This window comes from Brucella haematophila, assembly GCF_005938105.1.
In the GTDB taxonomy this organism is placed as follows: domain Bacteria; phylum Pseudomonadota; class Alphaproteobacteria; order Rhizobiales; family Rhizobiaceae; genus Brucella; species Brucella haematophila.
The window spans coordinates 545,947-571,350 of sequence record NZ_VCPE01000001.1 but is presented as its reverse complement, the minus strand read 5'-3'; the positions used below and the strand labels follow the sequence as shown (position 1 = coordinate 571,350).

The window sequence follows — 25,404 nt, the reverse complement described above, 5'->3', positions numbered from 1 at the left end:
CCGGACGGGAGGGGAGCGACATGGACGGCAAGATGCTGGCCCGGCTGGGCGCAATCCTATTCGTGGCGATCGCCATCACCGCGACGGCCATCGAGATGACGCGCAAGGAAGATGCGCCGGCATTACCGTCGCGTCTTGTCCAGCCCGAACGCGATCCGCTGCGCGAAGGGCAGCGCCGGTGTCAGCAGCTCGGAACGACGGCCGCCAGCGACGCCGAATGCCTGCGCGTCTGGGCCGAAACCCGCGACCGTTTCCTTGGCCGCTCGCCTGCGCCCGCCGCGCCGTCCTCCAGCGAAGGGCGGTGACGCATGGGCGGTGCGGGCGTCATCGACAACTTCCTCGGGGTCTTCACCCGATACATCGATTCCGGCTTCGGCCTGCTCGGCGGCGAGGTGGCGTTCATCGCCACAACGCTCATCGTCATCGACGTGACCCTCGCTGCGCTGTTCTGGAGCTGGAACGCCGATGACGACATCATCGCCCGGCTGGTCAAGAAGACGCTGTTCGTCGGCGTGTTCGCCTATCTCATCGGCAACTGGAACAACCTCGCGAAGATCGTCTTCGACAGCTTCGCCGGCCTCGGCCTCAAGGCATCCGGCACCAGCTTCACCGCGCAGGATCTGATGCGCCCCGGCAAGGTGGCGCAGACCGGCCTCGACGCGGCGCGGCCGCTGCTCGACTCCATTTCCGACCTGATGGGTTGGGTGGCGTTCTTCGAGAACTTCATCCAGATCGCCTGCCTGCTGTTCGCCTGAGCGCTGGTAATCCTCGCCTTCTTCATCCTGGCGATCCAGCTTTTCGTGACGTTGATCGAGTTCAAGCTGTCCACGCTTGCCGGCTTCGTGCTGATCCCGTTCGGCCTGTTCGGCAAGACCGCCTTCATGGCCGAACGCGTGCTTGGTAACGTGATCTCGTCCGGCATCAAGGTGCTCGTGCTGGCCGTCATCGTCGGCATCGGTTCGACGCTGTTCTCGCAGTTCACCCAAGGCTTCGGCGGCCAGACCCCGAGTATCGACGACGCGATGGCTGTCGTGCTCGCTGCCTTGTCGCTGCTTGGCCTCGGCATCTTCGGACCCGGCATTGCGTCCGGCCTCGTTTCGGGCGGCCCGCAGCTTGGCGCTGGTGCAGCAGTCGGCACCGGCTTGGCGGCTGGCGGCATGGTGCTCGCCGGCGGCGCTGTCGCAGGCGGTGCGGCCGGTCTCGCCGTCAAGGGAGGTGCCGCCGCTCTGTCCGGTGGAGCCGCGGCGGTTCGCGGCGGCGCAACCGCAGCAGGCGCGGCCTCCGCAGCCTACAGCATGGGGTCGCTCGGCCAGTCCGGCGCGGCGGGCGTTGCTTCCGGCCTTGGCGGTGTCGCCAGCGCCGCAGGCTCCGCTGCCGTATCGCCCCTGAAGCGCGCAGCTTCCAAAGCATCCGAAAGCGTCAAATCCAGCTTTTCCGATGGCGCGCGCGCAGCCTTCGGCGTGACGGGCGGCTCATCCACCGCAGGCAGTGTCGGCGGCACTACCGCCGCTCCCGAAGCCGCAGTGCCATCGTCCCCGCCTGCCGGTCCTCCCGCCTGGGCGCAGAGGATGCGGCGCTCACAGTCTGTCAGCCACGGCACCACCATGGCCGCCCATGCGGTTCGCTCCGGCGACAGCCATGGCGGCGGCTCCTCCGTCAATCTTTCCGAAAGTGACCGCTCATGAGCATCTTCAAACGACCAGCCACCCATTACGGCAAATCGCCGGAACCAGAGACGCCCTATCAGAAGGCCGCACAGGTCTGGGACGAGCGCATCGGCTCGGCCCGCGTGCAGGCGAAGAACTGGCGGCTCATGGCCTTCGGCTCGCTGATCCTCTCCGCCGGTTTCGCCGCCGCCCTTGTCTGGCAGTCCGCGCGCGGGACTGTCGTGCCGTGGGTGGTGCAGGTCGATAAGCTCGGTCAGGCGCAGACCGTCGCGGCGGCCGTTGCCGACTATCGGCCGACCGATCCGCAGATTGCGTTCCATCTCGGCCGCTTCATCGAACAGGTCCGCGCGATCCCGGCAGACGCCATCATCGTCCGCCAGAACTGGCTCCGCGCCTATGAATGGACCACGGATCGCGGCGCAGCCGCCCTCAATGACTACGCCCGAAGCAACGACCCGTTCACCAAGGTCGGACGGCAACAGGTTGCTGTCGAGGTGTCCAGCGTCATCCGGGCATCGGACGACAGCTTCCGCGTCGCCTGGACGGAGCGGCATTATGAGAGCGGCCAGCTTTCCACCACCGAGCGCTGGACCGCGATCTTGACCATTGTGATCCAGACCCCGCGCGACGCCGAGCGCCTGCGCGCCAATCCGCTCGGCATCTACGTCAATGCAATCTCATGGTCGCGGGAGATGAGCCAATGAGCAAACTTCTCCCCGAGCAGGCTTCCGGCTGCGAAACTACGTTTCTCCGTAAACCCGCTTTCGCGGCTTTGATGCTGTCCGCCGCCATGCTCGCGGGCTGCGCCATCAACAAGCCGCCGCAGTTCAGCTACGATGCCGACGTGCCTTCGCTCCCGGCCGTGCAGGCCGCCGTCACCGACGACCGGCCCCGGCCTTTGCACACGCCACCCGCATGGACGGTCGCGCGCGGCGGGACCGCTGCCGGAACACCGGCAGGCCGTGTCGAGAACGCCAACGCCGCCGCGCGCGTCGAGCCGCGCCGCGAGGGCTACTACAACGCCATCCAGATTTATCCGTGGAGCGAAGGCGCGCTCTATCAGGTCTATGCCGCACCGGGACAGATCACCACCATTGCGCTGGAGCCAGGCGAGAGCCTGACCGGCGCGGGACCAATTGCGGCAGGAGATACCGCCCGCTGGATCATCGGCGACACCGAGAGCGGATCGGGCACGACGCGCCGCGTCCATATCCTCGTGAAACCAACCCGGCCGGACATCATGACCAACCTCGTCGTGACCACAGACCGTCGCACTTACATGATCGAGCTGCGCGCCCGCGAAGCTCTCTATATGCCGTCGGTCGCCTGGGCCTATCCGGCGCAGCCGGCAGGCCAGCGCCAGACCGTTCCGGCCGCACCGATCATCCCGGCCGAGGCCGCGCGCAACTATCGCTACGGCCTGACCGGCGATAACCCACCCTGGAAGCCTATCTCCGTCTTCGATGATGGCCGCCGCGTCTATGTCGTGTTCCCGCGCGGCATCGTGCAGGGCGAGATGCCACCGATCTTCGTCATCGGTTCCGATGGCGAGACCCAGATCGTCAACAGCCGCATCCACCAGAACATCCTGATCGTGGACCGCCTATTCGGCGCGGCAGAGTTGCGCCTTGGCAGCGGCGATCGCCAGCAGACGGTCAGGATCGTCCGCATCGAGCAACGGCAGGCTGCACAGCCGGCAAAGGCGACCGGAGAATCCCCATCATGACCGAAGAAGCGACCCCTGTAGAAACCGCAGCGGACATCACCGCACCCATGCGGCTGCGTGCCGAACCGCCGCGCGTCACTCGTCTGTCCCGCAAGATGCTGGCTGGCGTCGGAGCCGTCGCGCTGTTTGGGATCGGCGGGGCGCTGATCTATGCGCTCCAGACCCGTGACATGAGCGGCAACGGCGAAGAACTCTACTCGACCGAGAACCGCCCCACGGCGGACGGACTGTCGGGCCTGCCGCGCGACTATACCGGACCTGTCCTGGGGCCGGCCTTGCCCGGCGATCTCGGCGGCCCGATCCTCGACGCGCAGAACCGGGGCCAGCCCGTCACTCCACCCGCAATGGCGACGCCCGCTCGCGATCCTGCCGAGGAACGCCGTCTTGCCGAGGAAGAAGCCGCGCGCGTCAGCCGCGTCTTTTTCCAGACTGCACCGGGAGCGGGAACAGCAAGCCCGAGCCTCGCCGGCCTCGGCCTCAACGGCCAGCCCGGTGCTGCCGGCACGCAGGACCGACATACGGCCTTTCTCAACGGTCCGGTGGACCGGCAGACTGTTGCCCTGGATCGCATCATGGCTCCCGCATCACCTTACATCCTTCAGGCCGGAGCCGTGATCCCGGCCGCGATGATTACCGGAATCCGTTCGGACCTTCCGGGGCAGATCACAGCGCAGGTGACGGAGAATGTCTATGACAGCCCGACCGGCAGCCTGCTCCTGATCCCGCAGGGCACCCGCATCATCGGCCAATATGATGCCGGCGTGACCTTCGGCCAACGCCGCGTGCTGCTTGTCTGGAACCGGTTGATCCTGCCGAACGGCCGCTCCATCGTGCTGGAGCGCCAGCCCGGCGCGGACGCCTCCGGCTATGCCGGGCTTGAGGATGGCGTCGATTATCACTGGTGGGGTCTGATGAAGGCCGCTGGCCTTTCCACGCTGCTCGGCATCGGCACGGAATTGGCGACCGACGACGAGGACCGGCTGATCCGCGCCATCCGCGACGGCGCGCAGGACACCATCAATCAGGCCGGGCAGCAGATCGTCCAGCGCCAGTTGCAGGTCGCACCCACGCTGACCATCCGGCCGGGCTTTCCGGTCAGGGTCATTGTGACCCGAGATTTAGTCCTCGAACCCTACAGGAATTGACCATGGCGAAGCTGAAACTTGGCCCGCTGGCCGACAACAAGCCGGTGAAGGTGACGGTGGAACTGCCCGCGCAGCTCCACCGTGACCTAATCGATTATGGCGCTCTGTTGGCTGATGGCGGTGCCCCGATCGAGCCAGCCAGACTTATCGTGCCGATGCTGGAGCGGTTCATCGCCACGGATCGCGGCTTCGCCAAGGCACGACGGCAGGCGACCTGATCCGTCACGACGGGGGTGCCGCGAGCGAACAGGCGCGAATGCGGCACGCTACACCCCGCCGATCCCCCTCCATGCTTCGCTTAATTCCGGGGCCTTAGCGCGCCGGATGCCACCCGCGAAACACGGAGGATACCATGTGCGCAGAGCACCGCCGCGCCCAACGGGGCCGCCCAAGACAGCCGGCCCCCGGAACGCTCCCCGACGATCTCTACGACTATGAAGACGATCCCGCGCCGCGCATCAGCCCGTCGCGCGGCAGTCCGTCTCATGTCTTCGACGTGGAGAAGCTACCCGTCATTGATGACTGGCCCGACGAAGTGCCGATCACCGAGGCCGAGATTCAGGTGTTCGAGCGCTGGTTCGCCGATGTTTTCGACGAGATGTTCGGCTCTGTCGATCTGCCAGAAGGCTTGAAGAAGTTATCTCTGTATGATAATTAAAAGCCGTAACTGATGATTGAGCCACGCCATGACGACACTGAAGGTCGGGATCGCCGAACTTGATGAAATGAAGGCCCGCACCATGCGGATCGCCAGAGGCGAAGAAAAGCCAGCGCCCGGCGATCCGACCGTCTGGTTCGCGTCCACCATGTCCTTTGCCAAGTTCCTGTCGCCCAACAATTGCGAGTTGCTTCGCATCATCCATCAGCATGAGCCGGAATCGCTGGAGGAACTGGCGCAGATCACCGGCCGCGCAAAATCCAACCTGTCCCGCACCCTTAAAGCCATGGCCGGCTACGGCCTTGTTCGCATGGACAAGGGCAAGGGCCGCAAGCTGGTCCCCCAGGTCGTTCATGATCGCGTGGAACTGGTCTTGCCCCTGATCGAGCGGCGCAAGTCGAATGGAACCCGCAAATGAACGCACAATCTCCCAACGTCGCCTTGCGGGCCGCCCTTTACCTGCGCGTCTCGACCGCACGGCAGGCCGAGCATGACGTGTCGATCCCGGACCAGCGCAAACAGGGCGAAGCCTATTGCGCGGCGCGCGGCTATCAGCTTGTCGAAATCTTCGTGGAGCCGGGCAACACCGCCACCAACGACCGCCGCCCGGAGTTCCAGCGGATGATCGAGGCGGGCACGTCGAAGCCCGCGCCCTTCGACGTGGTGCTGGTTCACAGCTTCTCGCGCTTCTTCCGCGATGCTTTCGACATGGAATATTACTATCGCAAGCTCGCCAAGAACGACGTGCGGCTCATCTCCATCACGCAGGAGTTGGGGGACGACCCGATCCACGACATGATGCGCCGGATCATGTCGTTGTTCGACGAATACCAGTCCAAGGAGAACGGCAAGCACGTCACGCGCGCCCTGAAGGAGAATGCCCGGCAGGGCTTCTGGAACGGCGCGTTGCCGCCGATCGGCTACCGGATCGCCGCCGCCGAACAGCGAGGGGCCAAGACCAAGAAGAAGCTGGAAATCGACCCGCTGCACGCCGACACGATCCGTCTGATCTATCGCCTCGCTCTGGAAGGTCAGGGCGACAGCGGCCAGATGGGCGTCAAGGCCATCGTCAAGCATCTCAATGCGAAGGGCATCTTCACCCGCGACGGCGGGCGGTGGGGCATCGGCCAGGTCCATCGCGTCCTGACCCGCCGGACCTATATCGGCGAGCACGAATGGGGGAAACGCAGCAAGCACAACGACCCGCGCGCGCCCGGCGAAGTCGTCATCGTCCCGGTGCCCGCCATCATCGAGCGGGAGACCTTCGACGCCGTTCAGTCTCTTTTGCAGGCGCGCAACCCCAAGACCGAACTGCCGGCCCGCGTCGTGATCGGGCCGACCCTGCTGACTGGCATCTGCTATTGTGGCAATTGCGGGGGAGCAATGACCATCCGCACCGGCAAGAGTGGCCGCTACCGCTACTATGCCTGCTCGATCAAGGCACGGCAGGGCGAGACCGGTTGCAAGGGCCGCGCGATCCCCATGGACAAGCTCGATAAGATGGTCGCCAGCCATATCGAGGAACGCTTGCTTGATCCCGCGCGTCTGGAGAAGCTGCTTGGCAGCATCCTCGGCCGCCGCGAGGATCAGGCCGAGCGCCGCCGCGAACACATCGCCTCTTTGCAGCGGCAAGCCACCGAATCGGAATCGCGCCTCAAGCGGCTCTATGACGCCATCGAGGCTGGCGTCGCCGATCTGGACGACCCGGCGCTCAAGGAGCGGATAGCCGGTCTCAAGGTTCTGCGCGATCAGGCCAGGGCCGACGCCGACCGGGCGCAGGCAATGCTTGAAAGCCCCGGCCATAGCGCCCTTAGCCCCGCAATGATCGAAGGGTTTGCACGCCGCGCGCTGGAGCGCATTCGCGGTCACGAGGGCGGCTATCGGCGGGATCATCTGCGCGCCCTGGCGCAGCGCGTCGAGGTCGCAGACGATGCAATTCGCATCATGGGATCGAAAACGGAGCTGCTAAAGACGCTTATTGCGGGTCAAGGGCGGCAATCGGCGGCGATTGGCGTGCCCAGAGGCGGTCTGAAATGGCGGAGGGGGTGGGATTCGAACCCACGGTACAGTCTCCTGCACGCCGGTTTTCAAGACCGGTGCCTTAAACCGCTCGGCCACCCCTCCAAGTGATTGTTATGATATCTTTTCCTTAGACGGGAAAAGCCGCAAATCAGTGATTTGCCAACCAGTCACTTAATGGGTGACTTCTTAGCAGCTTTTATCGCCGCGTCAACTTGGTCGAAGCCGTTCTGTACGATCTCTCAGGTGGATAGCTTCAAGCCCAAATAACAAAAAAGGCCGGGGCGAAAACGCACCGACCTTCCTGATCCATCGCTTTCCTACCAGTGCCAGTACATCCGTGGTCAAAAGCATCAAACGATGGCGGCTATAGCGAGCAACAGACGCGTCCAGCGCTCTTAAGCTATGCCGATGACAGCGATATAGGTGGGCAATGTGTTCAAAACAAGTCCACATCGCAAAAAATCATGCCATGGCAGCGCTGATCGCCATCACGGCTCAGTTCTCGCGACAAAGTAACGACGGGATCCCAGATAGGCCACGATGATCAGCGCACCAATCCCATAGGCCAGGACATCGAGCCAGTCGGGTGTCGCGCCAAGAATTATTCGCAAAGCGCGGTTTGCAATTTGAACATCGTAGATCTTGGCCAGATATTGCCCAAACTCAACGAAGGCGCCGACGAGAAATGCGACAGCCGCCAATATGAACCGGTTGCCGTCAATACCGATACGGAAAACCGCATAGACGAAAATGACAGCGATCACGTCGCCGGCGAAGCTTCTTATCCAGCCCAGCCCAGCGCCAAGCGTTGCCAGCGCACACAATAATAAAAATATAGAAATCGCCGCCATGAGCGAAACGAAAGAAAACTTTATATGCAACTCCAAACCCTATCGCTCTTTAATGAAACTAAATCAAAATCAAACTAATGATACGTGCGAGCATTCATATTCTTATATATCTATAATTCGTGCATTCATCTGAATTATGAAAGAACGGTGCACAGAATTATTTGATCATTACGGAAACAATCTGTTACATAACGGTCAAAAACCGGCCTTTCTATTTCCCTACTATATTCTCGCTAAGATCAACGAGGATATCAGATATGAACCAAGTCATTGCAGCAGCTATCGCCTTTTCTTTTCTTGCGACACCGGCAGCATTTGCCGCGCAAGGTGTCCTCCCCTTGAAACAGGAACAGAAGGGAAAGGACCAGAAGCCCGCGGCAACCAAGAAGGCCGCCCCGAAGCCCAACGCTAAAGGCGGAGATAAAAAGAACATTCCGCACAAATAATCGAGCGCACCACACAAGTGCAATCGGGATTTCCAGGGATTGTTGCAGTCCGCACAATTTCTTGCCGTCAACGGAGTGCCCCGCCCCGGGTGCATTCAATAAAATACAGGCCGGCGACAGATCGCCGGCTCAAAACAATTCAATTTGTGCTCAAGAGGCCTGTTATGTGTAAAACTCCGCTCAAGTGGGCGTAATATCTTCGCTTCAGCAATCAGAAATGCGTGACATCTGCGTTTTCTCCGCATTTGACCAATTCCCTCAAAATTATAACTGTTCTAGGGTTGCTCTCATCGTTAATGAGACGTAAACTTGAGTTGAGTTGTCACCATAAAGGGAAGCTATGAGTCTGGAATCCGTAAAGGCATTTTTCGCTGACAAGGCGCCGGAAGTCGAAGTCATCGAATTGCCAACCAGCACCGCCACTGTAGCCCTGGCTGCGGAAGCGCATGGTGTGGAGCCGGGCCAGATCGCCAAGACGCTTTCCTTCTCGACCAAGGACCAGACAATTCTCATTGTCACACGCGGCGATGCGCGCATCGACAATCGCAAATTCAAAGATCGCTTCGGCACCAAGCCGCGTATGCTGGATGCCGAAACGGTTCTCGCCGAGACCAGCCACCCGGTTGGCGGTGTATGCCCCTTCGGCTTGCCGAGCGCCCTTCCCGTCTATTGCGATGTTTCGCTGAAAGCTTACGAGGAAGTGGTTCCGGCAGCCGGTGCAACCAACAGCGCGGTCCGTATCGCGCCAGACAGAATGGCGACATTGGTCACCGCTGAATGGATCGACGTTTGCCAGTAAAACGCAAACCGGGCACGGGAGGGCTCGCTATGGGAATAAATTCGACTCGTTTTTTCCACTTTAAATATGGGAAAAGACTTTCTATATATTAAGAACGATTCTAAACTGGATCATCACGAAAATCCGGCTTCCATACATATGCCAGAAGCGGAGAGCGTTATCGACGCGGGCAGTGTGGAACTGAAACCGGAATTTCAATCCAGATTTTGGAACCGGAACATAAGAGCGAGGGCATTTTCCGACCTGACTTGGTCGGGTTTGAAAATGCTCTGGGACGTGCTGAAAGGAACTGTCATGCGCCTTACTCGCCAGACGAATTATGCCGTTCGGATACTCATGTATTGTGCCGCGAATGAAGGCAAGCTGAGCCGCATTCCGGAAATCGCTCGCGCTTATAGCGTTTCGGAGCTGTTTCTTTTCAAGATTCTGCAGCCGCTCGTGGAAAACGGACTGGTTGAAACCGTGCGCGGTCGTAATGGCGGTGTGCGCCTTGGCCGAGCAGCCAATGACATAAGCCTGTTCGATGTGGTGCGCGTCACCGAAGAAAACTTCGCCATGGCGGAATGCTTCGAAAACGATGCGACCGAGTGCCCGCTGGTCGACAGCTGCGCCCTGAACTCGGCTCTGCGTGAAGCGCTCAACGCCTTCTTCGGCGTATTGATGAAATATAGCATTTCAGACCTCGTAAAGGCCCGTCCGAATGTGCGCGCGCTGCTCGGTCTAGACGAAATGGAAGAACAGCGCGTCGCGAGTTAAGCTCATAGATAGCGCAAATCAAAAGGTCCGGTGAAAACCGGACCTTTTTTAATGCGTCTGCTTTTATTCGGCGGCGGCGCGATAGGCCGATTGCGGCAAAACGAACGGCACACCCCGCGCAGGCGGCACCCCTACCCGCAGCGCGCATTCATAAACGCGCTCCAGCCGCTCATCGGTCAGCGCTTCTTGCGGTGTGCCGATTGTATCAAGTTTGCCCTGACATATGACCGCAATCCGGTCGGCAAACATCGCCGTGAGATTGAGATCATGCAGAATGGCGATCACCCCGCCGCCTTCGGCGGCAAAATCCCGTGCGATTTCCATCACGACGATCTGGTGCCTGATATCGAGGCTTGAAATCGGCTCATCCAGAAAAAGATAACGCGCGGAGCCGTCAACAACCGGCATCCAGACCTGGCACAACACGCGGGCAAGCTGTACCCGTTGCTGTTCGCCACCGGAAAGCTCCTGATAAAGCCTGCCGCCGAAACCGCCAAGGTCTACCCGTTGCAAGGCGAGATCGGGCAAGCCTATCTCAAGATCGCGTGACAGGCCGCTGTAACCACCAGTCAAACCGATGCCGACGATCTCACGCACCGTGAAGGGAAAGGACAAGGCGCTGGCCTGCGGCAGCACCGCACGGCGGGCCGCCATTTCCCATGGCTTGAAATCCGCAAAGGGCCGACCGTCCAGCAGCGCTTCACCCGTGAACGGCGCATCGCCCGACAGTGCGCGCAAGAGTGTCGTCTTGCCCGATCCATTCGGGCCGACAATTGCCGTGATTTCACCGGCCCGCGCCGTGAAATCGATATTCTCGATGATCGCCTTGCCCGAAAGACGAACGCTGAGTGACCTCGTTTCAATCATGGCAACCTCACAGATCAAGAAGGCCGCGCTGACGCAGCAATATCCAGAGGAAGAACGGCGCACCGCACATGGCGGTGATGATACCGATGGGCAGTTCCGCCGGTGCAACGATGGTGCGGCTGACCGCATCGGCAAGCAGAAGCAGGATAGCGCCCAGCAGCGCCGACGCGGGCAGAAGATAGCGGTGATCCGGGCCGATGCTGAGACGCAGCATATGCGGCACCACGATACCGATAAAGCCGATGCCACCAGCTACCGCAACTGTTGCCCCAGTGGCCGCAGCAACGGTGACGATGGCGACATTCTTGATGCGCTGCACCTGAATGCCGAGATGTCCAGCAGCGGCTTCGCCCAGTGCAAGCGCGTTGAGACCACGCGCCAGCATCGGCGCTGCAATCAACACCACGGCGATGATCGGCCCGGCTGCGACGATCTTGCTCCAGGTCGCGCCTGCAAGCGAGCCAAGCCCCCAGAAAGTCAGATCCCGCAACTGGCGGTCATCAGCCATGTAGACCAGAACGCCAGTTGCAGCACCCGCCAGTGCGCCAAGCGCAATGCCCGCTAAAAGCATGGTGGCAACCGATGTGCGCCCGCGCCGCGTCGCAACCCGGTATAGCAACAAGGTTGTGGCAAGCCCGCCGAAGAAGGCCGCCAATGGCAGTGCGTAGATACCCAGAACCGCGATAACCGGCGCCAGAACGCTGCCGCCGAGCACAATCATCGACACAGCGCCGAGACTGGCGCCCGACGCCACGCCCACCAGACCGGGATCAGCCAGCGGATTGCGGAACAGCCCCTGCATGACGGCACCGGATACGGCGAGCCCCGCACCGATCAACATGCCAAGGATGATACGCGGCAGGCGGATTTCCATGATGATCAGGTGATCGCGCTGGAAGGTCTCCGCCCCCTCACCGCTCACAAATCCACGCAGCAGCGTGAGAATGGAAGCATCCGAAGCGCCAGCCGTGAGGCTGAACAGGGCCGTAAGGCACAGCGCAACGCCGAGCGCAGCCAGCACGATACGCGCGCGCTGCGTGCGATCCCCGGCCTTTCCAGCTGCACCAGTGTTTTTCCGACTGTCTCCGGCTCGATGACGCATGGTGAAGGGCTCTCCGCCTGCCACACGACCTTGGCTGGTCATTTGCTTATTCCTCATTCGGATGCCTGATCCGACTATTGTCCTGCTGGCGTATCGTAGAGTTTCGCCGACAGTTCACGAATGGCAGCGCCCGTGCGCGGGCCGAAGCCCAGCAGATAAAGCGCGTCCATGGCGACGACATTTTTGGCGCGTCCGGCAGGCGTACTGGCAATCGCCGGATTCTTGAGAAGATCATCCGGGCCAACACCGTCGCCGCCGGTATTCATCATCAAAATCATATCCGGTGCGGCCTTGCCGATGGCTTCGTCGGTCAACTGCTTGTAACCGGGATATTCGGTGATAACGTTCACGCCGCCTGCAAGCTTGATCATGCCGTCAGCCGCCGTGCCGGTTCCTGATGCCATCAGGCGTCCGCCAGCACCGTTCAAGACGAACAGCACGCGCTTGCGCTTTTCGTGCGCGGCAGCTGCCTTTTCGGCAGCCTGAAGATCACCCGCGACGCTATCCGCCAGCACCTTGGCTTTGTCTTCAAGACCAAGCGCCTTGCCGACAGCCTCGATCTTCGCGATGACGCTTTCGCCGGTGTAGTTTTCCGGCACGATAACCATCGGCACAGAGGCTTTTTTCAAAACTTCCAGTGTGTCTTGCGGCCCGCTGCCTTGGATAAGCAGAATGCCCGTCGGATTGACCGACAACACCCCTTCCGGTGCAAGCTGGCGCATGTAACCGACATCTGGCAGAGCCTTCGATTCCGCAGGATATGTGCTGGTCTGGTCGCGTGCGACGAGCATTTTTTCCGCGCCAAGCGCATAGACGATCTCCGTCAGCGGTCCGCCGACAGAGACAATGCGTGACGTATCGGCAAACCGTTCGACGGTATCGGCACCGGCAATGCAAGCACCCAGCGACCAAACCATAGCGGCGACAGCGGCAACGCGCATGAAACGTGCTGAAATGACAGACATGACGCGCGTCCTATGCAGCCGTCGACCGCGGAAGACGCGGCAGATTTTCGGCAATCATGCGCCAGTCGGCCAGCTCCGCCTCGCCCTCATGACGCTCACCGAAGAACTGAACGATCAGTTCGCCATTGGCGTCATAAGCTTCCAGCGAGGTGACGTGACCGTCCTTGGTCGGTTTGCGCACAACCCACGCATCGGCAATGTGATCGATACGAAGATGCATGTGGAAGGTCGGATCGAGAACATTGAGCCACGGACCCATCATCTTGATCTCATGGATAGGCCCGGTGTGAATCTGGATGCAACCGCGATTGCCGACAAAGCACATGATCGGCAACTGCTGCTGCACGGCATGATTCATCATGGCTTCCACAGATGAAAGATCAACGCGCCACGCGAAATCCTGTCCAGCAAGATGCACGGCCTGATGGCGATCCACGCCAAAATCCTTCAACAGCCCCATGAACTGGTGCACATCGGTCAAAGCGCTCCAACGTTCGCGGAAGGCATCGGTATCGACAAGCGCGACATTGGCCTTTGCACCTTTCGGCGCAATCGCGGTCGTTTCGATAGAACCCGATTGATCATCAAGCAGAAGTTCGGTGACGAGTGCCTCATAGGCATCAACATCGGATGCCGGACGCAGATGGATCTTGTGCACCGCTTCACCGGACGCATCGAAGAACTGAAGGCTGCGACGCACTTCTTCACCGTCTTTCTTACGAACGGCAAAACCGTGTACCCAATGCTTTGGGAAAATACGCAGGTCGATCTGCTTTCCCAGCACGATCGATGCATGCGGACCCCAAACGGCCTTTTCAAACGGCCCGATCTTTTCGTGCACCACGCTTTCATTGCGCGTCAGCGCCATAACTTCGCTAAGGCTCGAAGCGTGCTTAAGCAATGTCTCGACATCGGCACGAATGCGGCGGGCCGAGATGGCGGCATCATCGTCGAGACCGCAATGGGCAGCAACGAAATCGGCTTCAGAAATACCGAAGCTTTGTGCGAAATCGCGTTCGCGCGCCTTCGGGTTGTCCGCCCGTGCCTGGAGAATCTGCTCTGGGGAGGGCTTGGAATGTTGCGTCATGAGAGTCGTGCCTACTTGTTCAAAATGAGCTTGCCTTGGCGGGTAATCTTGAGGCGATAGAGCGATCCGCCATGCTCTATCCCTACCTCGCGGGAGCCGTCGAAAAGTTCGCGGCTGCCATAAGTCTTGATCTGCGCGTCCTTGAGGGTCGCGCGAATCGTGGGCGCGGCGCGTTCACCGGTGTTATCGATCGCCGGACCGTCGATCATGCGGTTGGCAGAACGGTCGGCGGCGTGCCCGCGGGGCAAACGCACTTGCATGTCTATATGAATACGCCTGTTCATTTTCCTGCCTGCCTTTGACTTAAAAGCTTCGCTGGGAAGCCACGTTTTTCACAAAACGATATCCGTCTGTTAGTGACGAAATTGATTTGTTGACATCGTTAGTCATGTTTACTAATCACTGCATTACTGGATTAATCGAGTCAAGTTTAAATCTCGCCCTTCCAGCGCAAGCCACGAAGAATTCGTCTTCGCCAGCCAGCAGAGCAGCCTCCATATTGGAAGCATTCTAAACAATTGAATTCTTAGGCTTTCCTGCCGAGTCTCAGGTCGGTGGGAGCACACTTGCGCAGAGGAAATACAGCAATGCGGGCGACTGGTGGGGTACACAAGCGTTCATTCCTGGCGAGCAGCGGGCTCGCCGTCATTCTTGTCGCGATGGCATCGCAGTCACTCGCGCAGGAACAGAAAGCAGCCGAGAGCGAAAGCGACGTTAAGCTAAAGACGATCACCATCAAGGGCGATGGTGCAAAGGGCGATACGACCTACAATACGCCCGCCGCAGTCAGCACCGTTTCCAGTGAAGAGCTGCGCCGTAATGGCGATGTGAAGCTGGATGATGTGCTGCGCGACAAGCCGGGCGTTTTCACCCGCACGAACGGCTCCCAGCCGGGCGTTGCCGTCAATATTCGCGGCTTTGAAGGTTCCGGACGCGTCAACATGATGGTTGACGGTGTTCGCCAGAACTTCCGCTTCACCGGCCATGAGGCACAGGGCTTCACCTATGTCGATCCGAACCTTCTCGCCGATATCGACATTTCGCGCGGCGCAGTGACTGGTGCCGGTGGCGGCGCGCTTGCAGGCAGCGTCAACTTCCGCACGCTTGGCGTGGACGACATCGTCCGCCAGGGCCAGCAATATGGTGTTCTCGGACGTGCCTCCTGGGGCAGCAATGGCGTCGGCTTCTCCGAAATGCTCGCTGCCGGTGCACGCGTCAATTCGATGGGTGTTGCCGCAGCCATCAGCCGCCGCGATTCCAAGAACTACAAGGATGGCGATGGCGTCGAGCAGCCGGATACCGGACAGGAACTGACCTCCGGCCTCGTCAAGACCGAATTCGGTTTCGGCGAAGATCACAAGCTGTCGCTTGGCGGTGTTTTCTACAACAACGACTTTGGCGCCAATTCCTACGACCAGAATGTCAAGAACAAGACGTTCACAGCCAATTACAGCTACAATCCGTCGGATAACGACCTGATCGACCTGCATGTCAACGCTTACTACAACCGCCTTGACATGACCTATTACAACAGCCTGTCCACGGGCCTTCCGGGCAGCGCGACAGGCCGTAGCATCACCGACAAGGGCTATGGTTTCGACATTTCGAACACATCGCGCTTCAATGTCGGCGAAGTCGGCGTCAAGTGGAACTACGGCGTCGAGTATTTCCGTGATGATATCTCGGGCGACAATTCCGGCGTCAATCCAGTGGACGGACGCAGCAGCAACGGCGCGGTGTTCTCCGAAACCACGTTCAGCTATGGCATTGTCGACCTGATCGCGGGCCTGCGCTACGACTTCTTCAAAACGTCGGGCAGCGCCGACACTGGACTGGCTGGCTTTGGCGAAAACGGCGTCTATGACGTCGATATTTCCAAGCAGCGTCTCGATCCAAAAATCACGCTGGCGATCAACGCGACCGACTGGTTACAGCCATACATAACCTATTCTCAGAGCATGCGTTCGCCAACCCTTCAGGAAACCATGCTGGGCGGCAACCATCCCGGCTCGACAAGCGTCAGCTTCCTGCCGAATCCGACCCTTTCGCCTGAAACCCAGAAGGGTTGGGAAATCGGCGTCAACGTCAAGAAAGACGATCTGTTTCTTGCTGGAGACTCGCTGCGCCTGAAGGCCGATTATTATGACATGGATGTCGAGGATTACATCACGTCCACGTTCAACCCGACCTATCGCAAGTACCAGTTCGTCAATGTCGACGGCACCTCGCAGGTGCGCGGCTTCGAACTCGAAGCGATGTATGACGCGGGCATGGCCTTCGGCGGCATTACCTATACGCACTCGAAGTCGGATCTTCCGGCGCAGACCCCGGGTCTCGGTGCAGGTCAGTATATGCCGGATGATGTCTTCTCGGTTAGCGGCGGTGCGCGTTTCCTCGAACGCAAGCTGACGGTTGGCGGTCGCTACTCCTATGTTTCGGGCGGCGATACCGTCGGTTACGCTGGCGTTACCCAGTCCGACAGCTATGGCCTTGTAGATGTGTTCGCAAACTACAAGTTCACCGACAACGTGGACCTGACGCTGAAGGTCAACAACCTGTTCGACAAAAGCTACACGCCATTCCTGAGCACGTCTGGTTCGGGTCAGGGACGTACGTTCCTCGTGGCGACACAGTTCCAGTTCTGATCCGAGGCAAGTGCCCGGGCACAACCATCCCAATGTGCCCGGGACATGATCTAACCGTCGCATCTTTGAAGGCTGGCCAACCTCTGACCGCGGCTGCGGCCTTCTGATCCCGAGATGTGACGCGGCGCGTGCGGCACTACCACCGCACGCGCCGGAAATTCGAATTCAGGTTTCTGGCCATGCCGACCAGAAAACCCGTTATAGTCGATCGAAAGCCAGTCCAAACCCAATGGAAAAGGATGAGCCATGTTCATAGCCATGAATCGCTTCAAGGTACGCGTCGGTAGTGAAGCCGATTTCGAAGCCGTCTGGAAAAATCGCGATTCCACGCTTTCCGAGCTTCCGGGCTTCGAAACGTTCCACCTGCTGCGCGGCGCGACCAATGAAGAGGAAGGCTATACGCTGTATGCTTCCCATACGGTCTGGCGCAGCCGTGACGATTTCACCTTCTGGACCAAGTCCGAACAGTTCCGCGATGCGCACCGCAATGCCGGAACCAACAAGCCTCTTTATCTCGGACCACCACAGTTCGAAGGCTTCAGCGCCGTCGAAGGCGCGTAAGCCACTGTCTCGAGCACCTTTTCCACAAGGTGCGGCGAAATGGCGCAACTTTTGTCGGCGATGCTTTTACACCATTGCCGACGAAGCATTTAAACACCCAATTCATGTGTAAACATGGGTAGTTAACTCATATTTAGAATGATTCTAAGTAATTGTTTTTTAGAACATTTCAAAAACATAGAATTTGACAGATACCCTGCTCCCCAGCCATAACCTGACCTAGTTTGGTGAGTTTAATAGACCGCCTAAATAGACCTTTAATGTTCGGGCCTTTAACCCTTGCAATTGGAGGAACCATTGTCCGGTTCATCTTGGCCTTGCGCCACCAGTAAAATAACGCTGCGCGTTTCCAGCAGCAGTCTTGAAGTAGAAGTACCGGGCAATCAGGTAGACTTCCTCCATTTTTCGTATTCCGCGTCAGGTTTTTACTGCCAGAACGGTATGGGAGTATTCGTCTCATGCTAGTTTGCAGCTGTAACGTCATTACCGATAAAGATATCGAAGCCGTTGTGATCGAACTTCTCGATCAGGACTGCTGGCAGCTTATCGTTCCCGGCACCGTCTATAATGCCATGTCCAAGCGCGGCCGCTGCTGCGGCTGCTTCCCAAACGTCGTAGAAACGATCATAAGGGTGACTGAAGAGTATCATCTTCGTCACAACCAAATGGACGAAAACGTCATCCAGTTCATGGATCGTGTACGTTCTCTACGCGAAAAATTCGGGAGTTCATGGAATGAAAGGCGAACCAAAGGTCATCGAGCGGCTTAACGAGGCTCTGTTTCTTGAGCTCGGTGCCGTCAACCAGTATTGGCTGCACTACCGCCTGCTGAACGACTGGGGTTTCACGCGTCTTGCCAAGAAAGAGCGCGAAGAATCCATCGAAGAGATGCATCACGCTGACAAGATCATCGACCGCATCATCTTCCTCGAAGGTCACCCAAACCTGCAGACTCTCGCACCACTGCGCATCGGCCAGAACGTCAAGGAAGTTCTGGAAGCCGATCTTGCCGGTGAATATGACGCCCGCGCTTCCTACAAGAAGTCGCGCGAAATCTGCGATCAGCTCGGCGACTACGTTTCCAAGCAGCTTTTTGACGAGCTTCTGGCAGACGAAGAAGGCCACATCGACTTCCTCGAAACCCAGCTCGACCTGCTGGCGAAAATCGGTGAAGAGCGCTACGGCCAGCTGAACGCCGCTCCTGCGGACGCAGCCGAATAAGCCTGTTTTTCCAGGTGCTCCGAAGCCGGGACCTCCAGTCCCGGCTTTTTTATTGCCGCGCTGCGGCAACCACTCATGGCATCCAAGCTTTACCTTGGCCCCTTTGTCGTGGTATTGCGCCCGCAATTTCCGAAATTTGCAAGGTTCCCCCAATGAGCGCACCGCGCGTCAGTTTCGTTTCACTTGGCTGCCCGAAGGCGCTGGTCGATTCCGAACGCATCATCACCAGCCTCCGCTCGGAAGGCTATGAAATCTCCCGCAAGCATGACGGCGCCGATCTGGTAATCGTCAACACATGCGGCTTTCTCGATTCCGCACGCGACGAGTCGCTTGACGCCATCGGCCTCGCACTCAACGAAAACGGTAAGGTGATTGTTACCGGTTGCCTCGGTGCGGAACCGGATGTCATCCGCGAACGTCACCCGAACGTGCTCGCCATCACCGGCCCGCAGGCCTATGAAAGTGTAATGAGCGCCGTGCACGAAGCCGCCCCGCCAGCACATGATCCGTTCGTTGATCTGGTGCCGCCGCAAGGTGTGAAGCTCACGCCGCGCCACTACGCCTATCTGAAAATTTCTGAAGGCTGTTCCAACCGCTGCTCTTTCTGCATCATTCCGGCGCTGCGCGGCGATCTCGTCTCGCGCCCGATTGATCAGGTGCTGCGCGAGGCCGAAAAGCTGGTGACTGCCGGCGTCAAGGAAATCCTCGTCATTTCGCAGGATACGAGCGCCTACGGCCTCGACATCAAGTATCAGGAAGCCATGTGGCAGGACCGCACGGTTCGCACAAAGTTCCTAGATCTGTCGCGCGAACTGGGTGACATGGGCGTCTGGGTGCGGATGCACTATGTCTACCCTTACCCGCATGTCGATGAAGTCATTCCATTGATGGCGGAAGGCAAAATCCTGCCTTACCTCGACATTCCGTTCCAGCATGCTTCGCCTGCTGTTCTGAAAAACATGCGCCGCCCGGCGCATCAGGAAAAGACCTCGCGCCGCATTCAGGCATGGCGCGAAACCTGCCCTGATCTGGCCGTTCGCTCGACTTTCATCGTCGGCTATCCCGGTGAAACAGAAGAGGATTTCCAGCTGCTGCTCGACTGGCTTGACGAAGCCAAGATCGAACGCGCTGGCTGCTTCAAATATGAGCCGGTCAAGGGCGCAAAAGCCAATGATCTCGGCCTCGAACAGGTGCCGGAAGAAATCAAGGAATCGCGCTGGCATCGTTTCATGGCCAAGCAGCAGCAGATTTCCACCAATCTTCTCAAGAAGAAGGTTGGTAAGCGCCTGCCCGTCATTATCGATGAAGCGAACGGCACGATTGCCAAGGGCCGCACCCGCTATGACGCGCCGGAAATCGACGGCAGTGTGCATATCCAGTCGCGTCGTCCGCTGCGCGTTGGCGATATCGTTACTGTGAAGGTCGAAGCGAGCGACGCATACGATCTGCACGGCATCGCGGTCTAATGGCGGCTTCGGCAGCCATTGCCATCAGAAAAGCAACATCGGCAGATGTGGCGGCAGTCGTCGCCATGCTTGCCGATGATGCGCTTGGCGTAAAGCGGGAAGACCCAGGCCTGCCGTTGCGCGACGAATACCGGAACGCCTTTGCTGCCATTGATGCCGACCCGAACCAGTTTCTGGCGGTCGTCGAGCAAGACGAGCGGATTATCGGCTGCATGCAACTGAGCTTCATTCCGGGCCTGTCCCGCATGGGCCAATGGCGCGGCCAGATTGAAAGCGTGCGCATCGCCAGCGATATTCGTGGCGGCGGCATCGGTCGTCAGATGATCGAATGGGCCATCGAGAAATGCCGTGAACGGGGCTGCGGACTGGTGCAGCTTACCACCGACAAATCCCGCTCCGATGCCCTGCGCTTTTATCAGTCGCTCGGCTTCACCGACAGCCACGAAGGCCTTAAACTATCGCTTTAGAGCGCGTTTCGATCTGATTGAATCAGATCGAAACGCGCTCTATTCCTTTATTTTAACGCGCATCTTGTCCGAAAACCGTTTCACACTTTTCGGGATGCGCTTTAAGAAAGCAGCACAGTCTTCAATATCCAAAAGAAAAAGGGCGCCGAAAGCACCCTTCTTTTTTAGCCTGTATAAGGGGCTTACTGTGGCAGCTTGTCGTCCACGCCCGCGACGTAGAAGTTCATGCCAAGCAAGGTCTTGTCGTCAGCATGTTCGCCAGCCTTGAGCCATTCCGAACCGTCCTGCTTCTTGATCGGACCGGTGAACGGCTTCAACTCGCCGGACTTGATCTTGGCCACGGTTTCCTCGGCCATTTTCTTCACGTCATCCGGCATGTTGGTGAACGGCGCCATCTTGACGAGGCCTTCATTCATGCCCCACCAGATGTCCTGGCTCTTCCATGTGCCATCGAGAACAGCCTTGGCGCGGTCGATATAATATGGACCCCATTCGTCAATGGTGGCGCTCAGCTGCGTCTTTGGCGCAAACTTGATCATGTCCGAAGCCTGACCGAAGGCCTTGATACCGCGTTCGGCTGCAACCTGAATGGCGGCAGTGGAATCGGTGTGCTGGGTCAGAATATCGACGCCCTGATCAATCAGCGCCTTGGCGGCATCGGCTTCCTTGCCCGGATCGAACCACGAATTGGCCCAGATGACCTTGACCTTGAAATCCGGGTTGATCGACTGCGCACCCAGCATGAAAGCGTTGATGCCCTGCACCACTTCCGGCACCGGCACGGAGGCAATATAGCCTGCTACGCCCTTGGTGGAGAGCTTTGCGGCGATCTGTCCCTGAACATACCGGCCTTCATAGAAACGCGCATTATAGACCGAGACATTGTCGGCGGTCTTATAACCGGTGGCGTGCTCGAACTTCACCTTGGGGAACTTCTTGGCGACCTTGATCGTCGGGTCCATGTAACCAAACGAGGTCGTGAAGATCAGGGTATTACCGGCGCGCGCCAAACGTTCGATGGAGCGCTCGGCGTCAGCACCTTCCGGCACGTTTTCGAGATAGGTCGTCTCGACCTTGTCGCCAAGAGCCTCAACCAGTTCCTTGCGCGCCTGATCATGCTGATAGGTCCAGCCGAAATCGCCCGGAGGTCCGATATAGATGAAGCCGATTTTCAGTTTTTCTTCCGCATGCGCCGCGCCGCCGAGCATAAAGCTCGCAGCTGTAGCGAAGGCCATAAGCGTCTTTTTCATGTTCCCTGCACTCCTTGTTGACACCCAATATTCAAAACAAAAACTGTTGGGAGCAGCTTTCGTTTAACCCCTACCTGTCCGGTACGAACGGCTTGCCGAGCGATGCGGGCGTGTTCATCATCGTCAGGCGTTTGTTGCGCGAGATGATCACCAGCACCACGATGGTCGCGAGATAAGGCAAGGCCGACAGCAACTGTGATGGCATGCCAAATCCAAGTGCCTGCGCATGCAACTGCCCGATGGTGACCGCACCGAAAAGATAAGCCCCGATCAGCACCCGCCATGGCCGCCACGAGGCGAAAACCACGAGCGCAAGTGCGATCCAGCCGCGACCGGCCGTCATGTTTTCCACCCATTGCGGCACATAGACGAGCGAGAGTTGCGCGCCCGCAAGGCCAGCGCAGGCCCCGCCGAACAACACCGCCAGATAGCGTGTGCGCACCACATGCACGCCAAGCGCATGAGCGGAACCGTGACTATCGCCGATGGCGCGCAAGGTAAGACCCGCGCGTGTCCGAAACAGGAACCACGTCACGCCAGCAACCAGCAACAGCGAGAAATAGAAGATCGGGTCTTGCCCGAACAGGAACCGCCCGACCAGAGGAATGTCTGTGAGATAAGGAATATAGATAGCGTCGAGCCGCACGCCCGGAATACCGACAAAACTCTCGCCCAGCATAGCCGAAGCGCCGATGCCCAGAATGGTCAGCGCGAGGCCGGTCGCCACCTGATTGGTAACAAGTGTGAGCGTCAGGAAACCGAAAATGGCTGAAAACAAGGTTCCAACGGCAATGCCCGCCAAAAGGCCGAGCCAAGCAGAGCCAGTAAGCTGCGCTGCGGCAAAGCCGGAAACAGCGCCCATCAGCATCATGCCTTCAACGCCGAGATTGAGCACACCGGAGCGTTCCACAACCAGTTCGCCAATGGCTGCGATCAGCAGCGGCGTTGCGGCGGTGGCAATTGTAAGAAGAATGGCCTGGGTCAGTTCCATCGGATCAGGCCTTTCCCGCTTTTCGCGCGCTTACAAAACGAATGCGGTAGAGAATGAGCGTATCGCAAGCCAACACGAAGAACAGGATCATCCCCTGGAACACGCGCGCCGATTTTTCTGAAATGCCAATGGCAACCTGCGCCGCCTCGCCGCCAAGATAGGACAGCGCCAACACAAGCCCCGCCGCGATTGCACCGAGCGGATTGAGCCGCCCCAGAAACGCGACGATGATTGCGGTGAAACCATAACCCGGCGAAATCACCGGACGAAGCTGCCCGATAGCACCGGATGTTTCCGCAATACCGGCAAGCCCGGCAAGCGCGCCCGAAACGGCAAAGACAAAGAAAACCAACTTGCCAGAACTGAAACCTGCAAAACGCCCCGCCCGCGGGCTCTGGCCAATAACCTTGACCTCGAAGCCCTTTAGCGTGTGCTTAAGCATAAACCAGACCAGCACGGCGGCGATTAGCGCCAGAAGGAAGCCCCAATGAGCGCGCCCCGATTCACTCCAGATTTCCGGCAGAATGGCGCTTTCGTTGAACTGGCGCGTTTCGGGGAAGTTGTAGCCTTCCGGGTTCCGCCACGGTCCGCGCACCAACCAGTCGAGAAAGAGCTGCGCCACATAGACCAGCATCAGGCTGGTGAGAATTTCGTTGGTGTTGAAGCGCACTTTGAGGAAGGCCGGAACCGACGCATAGGCGGCGCCGCCCGCCATGCCCATCAGCATCATCAGCGGCAGAACAATCCATGACTGGAAGTCGGGAAACAGCACCGGCAAGATGGAGCCTGCGACGGCACCCATGATGAATTGCCCTTCGGCGCCAATATTCCAGTTATTCGACAGAAAGCAGACGCACAGGCCAACCGAGATCAGGATCAGCGGCGCAGCCTTGACCAGCAATTCATGCCACGACCAGATATCGAACAAAGGCTCGACGAAGAACACGTAAAGCGCGTTGAAAGGGTCTTTGCCCATTAAGGCAAAGGCGAGTCCCCCGAAAATGAAGGTAAGCGCCAAAGCCAGCAAAGGCGACAAGGCGCTGAAAATTTTCGACGGCTGGGGACGTTTGACGAGTTCGATCCGCATCAGGCTGCACGTGTCTCAGCTGTATTCGCCGACGCCTCATCGGAAATGCCGCCCATCAGCAGGCCAATCTTCTCAAGCGTTACTTCAGCAACAGGCATAGGGTCGGAAAGCTGACCGTGATTCATGACGGCAATCCGGTCGCTGATTTCAAAAAGTTCATCGAGATCCTGGCTGATGACGAGAACGGCAGAGCCGGAACGGGCCAAATCCACGAGGGCCTGCCGGATATGGGCTGCAGCACCCGCATCGACGCCCCATGTCGGCTGGTTGACGACCATGACCGATGGAGACCGGTCGAGTTCGCGACCGATGATGAATTTCTGCAAATTGCCGCCAGACAATGCAGAAGCTGGCGGATTTTCCGCGCTTTTACGCACATCCATGCGCTCGATGATACGCCGGGCGGCGGAATGCAGCGCGCTTTCGGCTATGAGCTTCAGTGCGCCGCCACGCAAGAAGGCCTTCGCGTCGGTCTTGTATCGCGACAAAAACAGATTATCGGTCAGCGGCAGCGATGGTACAGCACCGTGGCCGAGCCGCTCTTCCGGCACAAAAGCTGCACCCATCATCCGCCGTTCGCTGATGCCAAGCCTGCCCGCATCCTTGCCGCGAATGCGCACGGTCGAGGCCGCAGATTGCAGCACCTCACCGGAAATCGCCTCGAAGAACTCGCCCTGCCCGTTGCCCGCAACGCCAGCAATGCCGACAACTTCGCCTGCCGCCACCGAAAGCGAGATATTCTTCAGCGCTGTGGAGAATGGTCCACGTGGCGGCTGAGACAGTGACTTGATATCAAACAGCGCTTCGGTCCGTGTTGCCGGAGCATCCATCGGGCTGCGGGCCACGACTTTGATGTCATTACCAACCATCATGCGGGCGAGCGATGCCGCCGTTTCCTTGCGCGGATCGCAATGCCCGACCACCTTGCCGTGGCGCAACACCGTCGCGCGGTCGCAAAGGCGCTTTACCTCTTCCAGACGGTGGCTGATATAGAGAATAGATTTGCCTTCAGCCTTCAGCCGCTCCAGCGTTTCAAACAGGCGGTCGGCTTCCTGCGGCGTCAGAACCGAGGTCGGTTCATCCAGAATGATCAGGTCCGGTTCCTGCAACAGACAGCGTACGATTTCGATACGCTGACGCTCACCAACTGAAAGGTCGCCGACATGAGCCTGCGGATCGACCGGCAAGCCATAGGTCTTGCCGACTTCACCCGCTCGCCTCGCCACATCCGACAAGGACAGCGAACGATCCAGCGATAGGGCGATGTTTTCAGCGGCAGTCAGCGAGTCAAACAGCGAAAAATGTTGAAAAACCATGCCGATGCCGAGTTTTCTTGCGGCGGCAGGTTCACCAATGACGACGCTTTGGCCTTTCCAGACGATTTCGCCTTCAAGCGGCTGCAAAGCACCGAACAGCATTTTGACGAAAGTGGATTTTCCGGCGCCGTTTTCACCCAGCAGCGCGTGAATTTCACCCTTGGCAATGGTGAGATCAACCCCATCGCAAGCTCTGAGCTGCCCAAATACTTTCGTGAGCCGGCGGACATCCAGAAGAGGCCGGTCGGTTAAATTAGCTGACATTATTCCCCGATATTTTTCTTAAACATTAGCTAGCAAATTTGCTCT

At 58.9% G+C, this 25,404-nt stretch carries 26 protein-coding genes, 1 tRNA gene and 2 pseudogenes; 18 read left to right on the top strand and 11 right to left on the bottom strand.

Going from position 1 to position 25,404, the window contains the following annotated elements:
• The first annotated feature begins 20 nt into the window (after positions 1 to 20).
• The 9 genes and pseudogenes from trbK-alt to FGI60_RS26715 form a co-directional block, all read left to right on the top strand.
• Complete coding sequence (gene trbK-alt / locus FGI60_RS02665) at positions 21 to 305, top strand: putative entry exclusion protein TrbK-alt (RefSeq protein WP_138783796.1); 285 nt, start codon at positions 21 to 23, stop codon at positions 303 to 305.
• Between the two features lie 3 nt (positions 306 to 308).
• A pseudogene (trbL, locus tag FGI60_RS02660) lies at positions 309 to 1,685 on the top strand (P-type conjugative transfer protein TrbL).
• Positions 1,682 to 2,371 carry a conjugal transfer protein TrbF gene (gene trbF, locus FGI60_RS02655; RefSeq protein ID WP_138783795.1) on the top strand — a complete coding sequence of 230 codons (690 nt, stop codon included), beginning with the start codon at positions 1,682 to 1,684 and terminating at the stop codon, positions 2,369 to 2,371. Before trbL ends, trbF begins: the two are co-directional and overlap by 4 nt.
• Positions 2,368 to 3,393, top strand: a complete 1,026-nt coding sequence (gene trbG / locus FGI60_RS02650; RefSeq protein WP_138783794.1) for a P-type conjugative transfer protein TrbG — start codon at positions 2,368 to 2,370, stop codon at positions 3,391 to 3,393. Before trbF ends, trbG begins: the two co-directional genes overlap by 4 nt.
• A 47-nt stretch (positions 3,394 to 3,440) precedes the next feature.
• Entirely contained in the window at positions 3,441 to 4,538 is a 1,098-nt protein-coding gene (locus tag FGI60_RS02645) for a TrbI/VirB10 family protein (protein WP_138783867.1), read from the top strand.
• Between the two features lie 2 nt (positions 4,539 to 4,540).
• A complete protein-coding gene (locus tag FGI60_RS02640; protein WP_138783793.1) occupies positions 4,541 to 4,756 on the top strand; it encodes a DUF2274 domain-containing protein in 216 nt (71 codons plus the stop codon).
• Positions 4,757 to 4,890: 134 nt separating this feature from the next.
• Positions 4,891 to 5,196: a hypothetical protein gene (locus FGI60_RS02635; protein WP_138783792.1), complete on the top strand. Its 306-nt coding sequence runs from the start codon at positions 4,891 to 4,893 to the stop codon at positions 5,194 to 5,196.
• A gap of 28 nt (positions 5,197 to 5,224) precedes the next feature.
• Entirely contained in the window at positions 5,225 to 5,614 is a 390-nt protein-coding gene (locus FGI60_RS02630; RefSeq protein ID WP_138783791.1) for an HVO_A0114 family putative DNA-binding protein, read from the top strand.
• A pseudogene (locus tag FGI60_RS26715) lies at positions 5,611 to 6,654 on the top strand (recombinase family protein); the annotation flags it as partial. The gene FGI60_RS02630 and the pseudogene FGI60_RS26715, both read left to right, overlap by 4 nt.
• 576 nt (positions 6,655 to 7,230) lie before the next feature.
• Here the strand turns inward: FGI60_RS26715 and FGI60_RS02620 are convergent.
• Together FGI60_RS02620 and FGI60_RS02615 are read right to left on the bottom strand one after the other, a co-directional pair.
• Positions 7,231 to 7,320: transfer RNA gene (locus FGI60_RS02620), tRNA-Ser, on the bottom strand.
• Between the two features lie 386 nt (positions 7,321 to 7,706).
• The gene (locus FGI60_RS02615; protein WP_235889712.1) at positions 7,707 to 8,099 is read right to left on the bottom strand and encodes a ribosomal maturation YjgA family protein; all 393 of its coding nucleotides are present in this window, start codon (positions 8,097 to 8,099) and stop codon (positions 7,707 to 7,709) included.
• 227 nt (positions 8,100 to 8,326) lie between these two features.
• On the opposite strand from FGI60_RS02615, the gene FGI60_RS02610 reads away from it, so the two are divergent.
• The 3 genes from FGI60_RS02610 (at position 8,327) to rirA (ending at position 10,070) form a co-directional block, all read left to right on the top strand.
• Positions 8,327 to 8,515 (top strand): hypothetical protein, encoded by a 189-nt coding sequence (locus FGI60_RS02610; protein ID WP_138783790.1) that lies wholly within the window; start codon positions 8,327 to 8,329, stop codon positions 8,513 to 8,515.
• Between the two features lie 340 nt (positions 8,516 to 8,855).
• Positions 8,856 to 9,314, top strand: a complete 459-nt coding sequence (locus FGI60_RS02605; RefSeq protein WP_138783789.1) for a YbaK/EbsC family protein — start codon at positions 8,856 to 8,858, stop codon at positions 9,312 to 9,314.
• Positions 9,315 to 9,608: 294 nt separating this feature from the next.
• The gene (gene rirA, locus FGI60_RS02600) at positions 9,609 to 10,070 is read left to right on the top strand and encodes an iron-responsive transcriptional regulator RirA (RefSeq protein ID WP_109367509.1); all 462 of its coding nucleotides are present in this window, start codon (positions 9,609 to 9,611) and stop codon (positions 10,068 to 10,070) included.
• 63 nt (positions 10,071 to 10,133) lie between these two features.
• Here the strand turns inward: rirA and FGI60_RS02595 are convergent, their stop codons facing one another.
• From FGI60_RS02595 to hemP, 5 genes are read right to left on the bottom strand one after another with little or no spacing between them, the layout of a single operon-like run.
• On the bottom strand, positions 10,134 to 10,937 hold the full coding sequence (locus FGI60_RS02595; RefSeq protein WP_138783788.1) for a heme ABC transporter ATP-binding protein: 804 nt from the start codon (positions 10,935 to 10,937) through the stop codon (positions 10,134 to 10,136).
• A gap of 7 nt (positions 10,938 to 10,944) precedes the next feature.
• Entirely contained in the window at positions 10,945 to 12,081 is a 1,137-nt protein-coding gene (locus tag FGI60_RS02590) for a FecCD family ABC transporter permease (RefSeq protein ID WP_171058679.1), read from the bottom strand.
• Positions 12,082 to 12,113: 32 nt separating this feature from the next.
• On the bottom strand, positions 12,114 to 13,004 hold the full coding sequence (locus FGI60_RS02585; protein ID WP_138783787.1) for a heme/hemin ABC transporter substrate-binding protein: 891 nt from the start codon (positions 13,002 to 13,004) through the stop codon (positions 12,114 to 12,116).
• A gap of 10 nt (positions 13,005 to 13,014) precedes the next feature.
• Positions 13,015 to 14,091, bottom strand: coding sequence for a hemin-degrading factor (locus tag FGI60_RS02580; RefSeq protein ID WP_138783786.1), 1,077 nt, complete (start codon positions 14,089 to 14,091; stop codon positions 13,015 to 13,017).
• Positions 14,092 to 14,102: 11 nt separating this feature from the next.
• On the bottom strand, positions 14,103 to 14,375 hold the full coding sequence (gene hemP / locus FGI60_RS02575; protein WP_138783785.1) for a hemin uptake protein HemP: 273 nt from the start codon (positions 14,373 to 14,375) through the stop codon (positions 14,103 to 14,105).
• A gap of 303 nt (positions 14,376 to 14,678) precedes the next feature.
• On the opposite strand from hemP, the gene FGI60_RS02570 reads away from it, so the two are divergent.
• From FGI60_RS02570 to FGI60_RS02545, 6 genes are all read left to right on the top strand, one after another.
• A complete protein-coding gene (locus FGI60_RS02570) occupies positions 14,679 to 16,736 on the top strand; it encodes a TonB-dependent receptor domain-containing protein (RefSeq protein WP_138783784.1) in 2,058 nt (685 codons plus the stop codon).
• Positions 16,737 to 16,982: 246 nt separating this feature from the next.
• Entirely contained in the window at positions 16,983 to 17,297 is a 315-nt protein-coding gene (locus FGI60_RS02565; protein ID WP_138783783.1) for an antibiotic biosynthesis monooxygenase family protein, read from the top strand.
• 458 nt (positions 17,298 to 17,755) lie between these two features.
• Positions 17,756 to 18,067, top strand: coding sequence for a (2Fe-2S)-binding protein (locus FGI60_RS02560; protein WP_138783782.1), 312 nt, complete (start codon positions 17,756 to 17,758; stop codon positions 18,065 to 18,067).
• Entirely contained in the window at positions 18,033 to 18,518 is a 486-nt protein-coding gene (gene bfr, locus FGI60_RS02555; RefSeq protein ID WP_078340358.1) for a bacterioferritin, read from the top strand. The genes FGI60_RS02560 and bfr overlap by 35 nt, the downstream gene beginning before the upstream one ends.
• 152 nt (positions 18,519 to 18,670) lie before the next feature.
• On the top strand, positions 18,671 to 19,984 hold the full coding sequence (gene rimO / locus FGI60_RS02550; protein ID WP_138783781.1) for a 30S ribosomal protein S12 methylthiotransferase RimO: 1,314 nt from the start codon (positions 18,671 to 18,673) through the stop codon (positions 19,982 to 19,984).
• On the top strand, positions 19,984 to 20,451 hold the full coding sequence (locus FGI60_RS02545; protein ID WP_138783780.1) for a GNAT family N-acetyltransferase: 468 nt from the start codon (positions 19,984 to 19,986) through the stop codon (positions 20,449 to 20,451). The genes rimO and FGI60_RS02545 overlap by 1 nt, the downstream gene beginning before the upstream one ends.
• Before the next feature lie 182 nt (positions 20,452 to 20,633).
• Here FGI60_RS02545 and FGI60_RS02540 read toward each other — a convergent pair whose 3' ends face one another.
• The 4 genes from FGI60_RS02540 to FGI60_RS02525 all read right to left on the bottom strand — a co-directional run bounded on the left by FGI60_RS02540 (position 20,634) and on the right by FGI60_RS02525 (position 25,359).
• A complete protein-coding gene (locus tag FGI60_RS02540; RefSeq protein WP_078340355.1) occupies positions 20,634 to 21,701 on the bottom strand; it encodes a BMP family ABC transporter substrate-binding protein in 1,068 nt (355 codons plus the stop codon).
• Between the two features lie 70 nt (positions 21,702 to 21,771).
• Positions 21,772 to 22,692: an ABC transporter permease gene (locus FGI60_RS02535; RefSeq protein WP_138783779.1), complete on the bottom strand. Its 921-nt coding sequence runs from the start codon at positions 22,690 to 22,692 to the stop codon at positions 21,772 to 21,774.
• Between the two features lie 4 nt (positions 22,693 to 22,696).
• A complete protein-coding gene (locus tag FGI60_RS02530; RefSeq protein ID WP_138783778.1) occupies positions 22,697 to 23,779 on the bottom strand; it encodes an ABC transporter permease in 1,083 nt (360 codons plus the stop codon).
• Complete coding sequence (locus tag FGI60_RS02525; protein WP_138783777.1) at positions 23,779 to 25,359, bottom strand: ABC transporter ATP-binding protein; 1,581 nt, start codon at positions 25,357 to 25,359, stop codon at positions 23,779 to 23,781. The genes FGI60_RS02530 and FGI60_RS02525 overlap by 1 nt, the downstream gene beginning before the upstream one ends.
• Positions 25,360 to 25,404 lie beyond the last annotated feature (45 nt).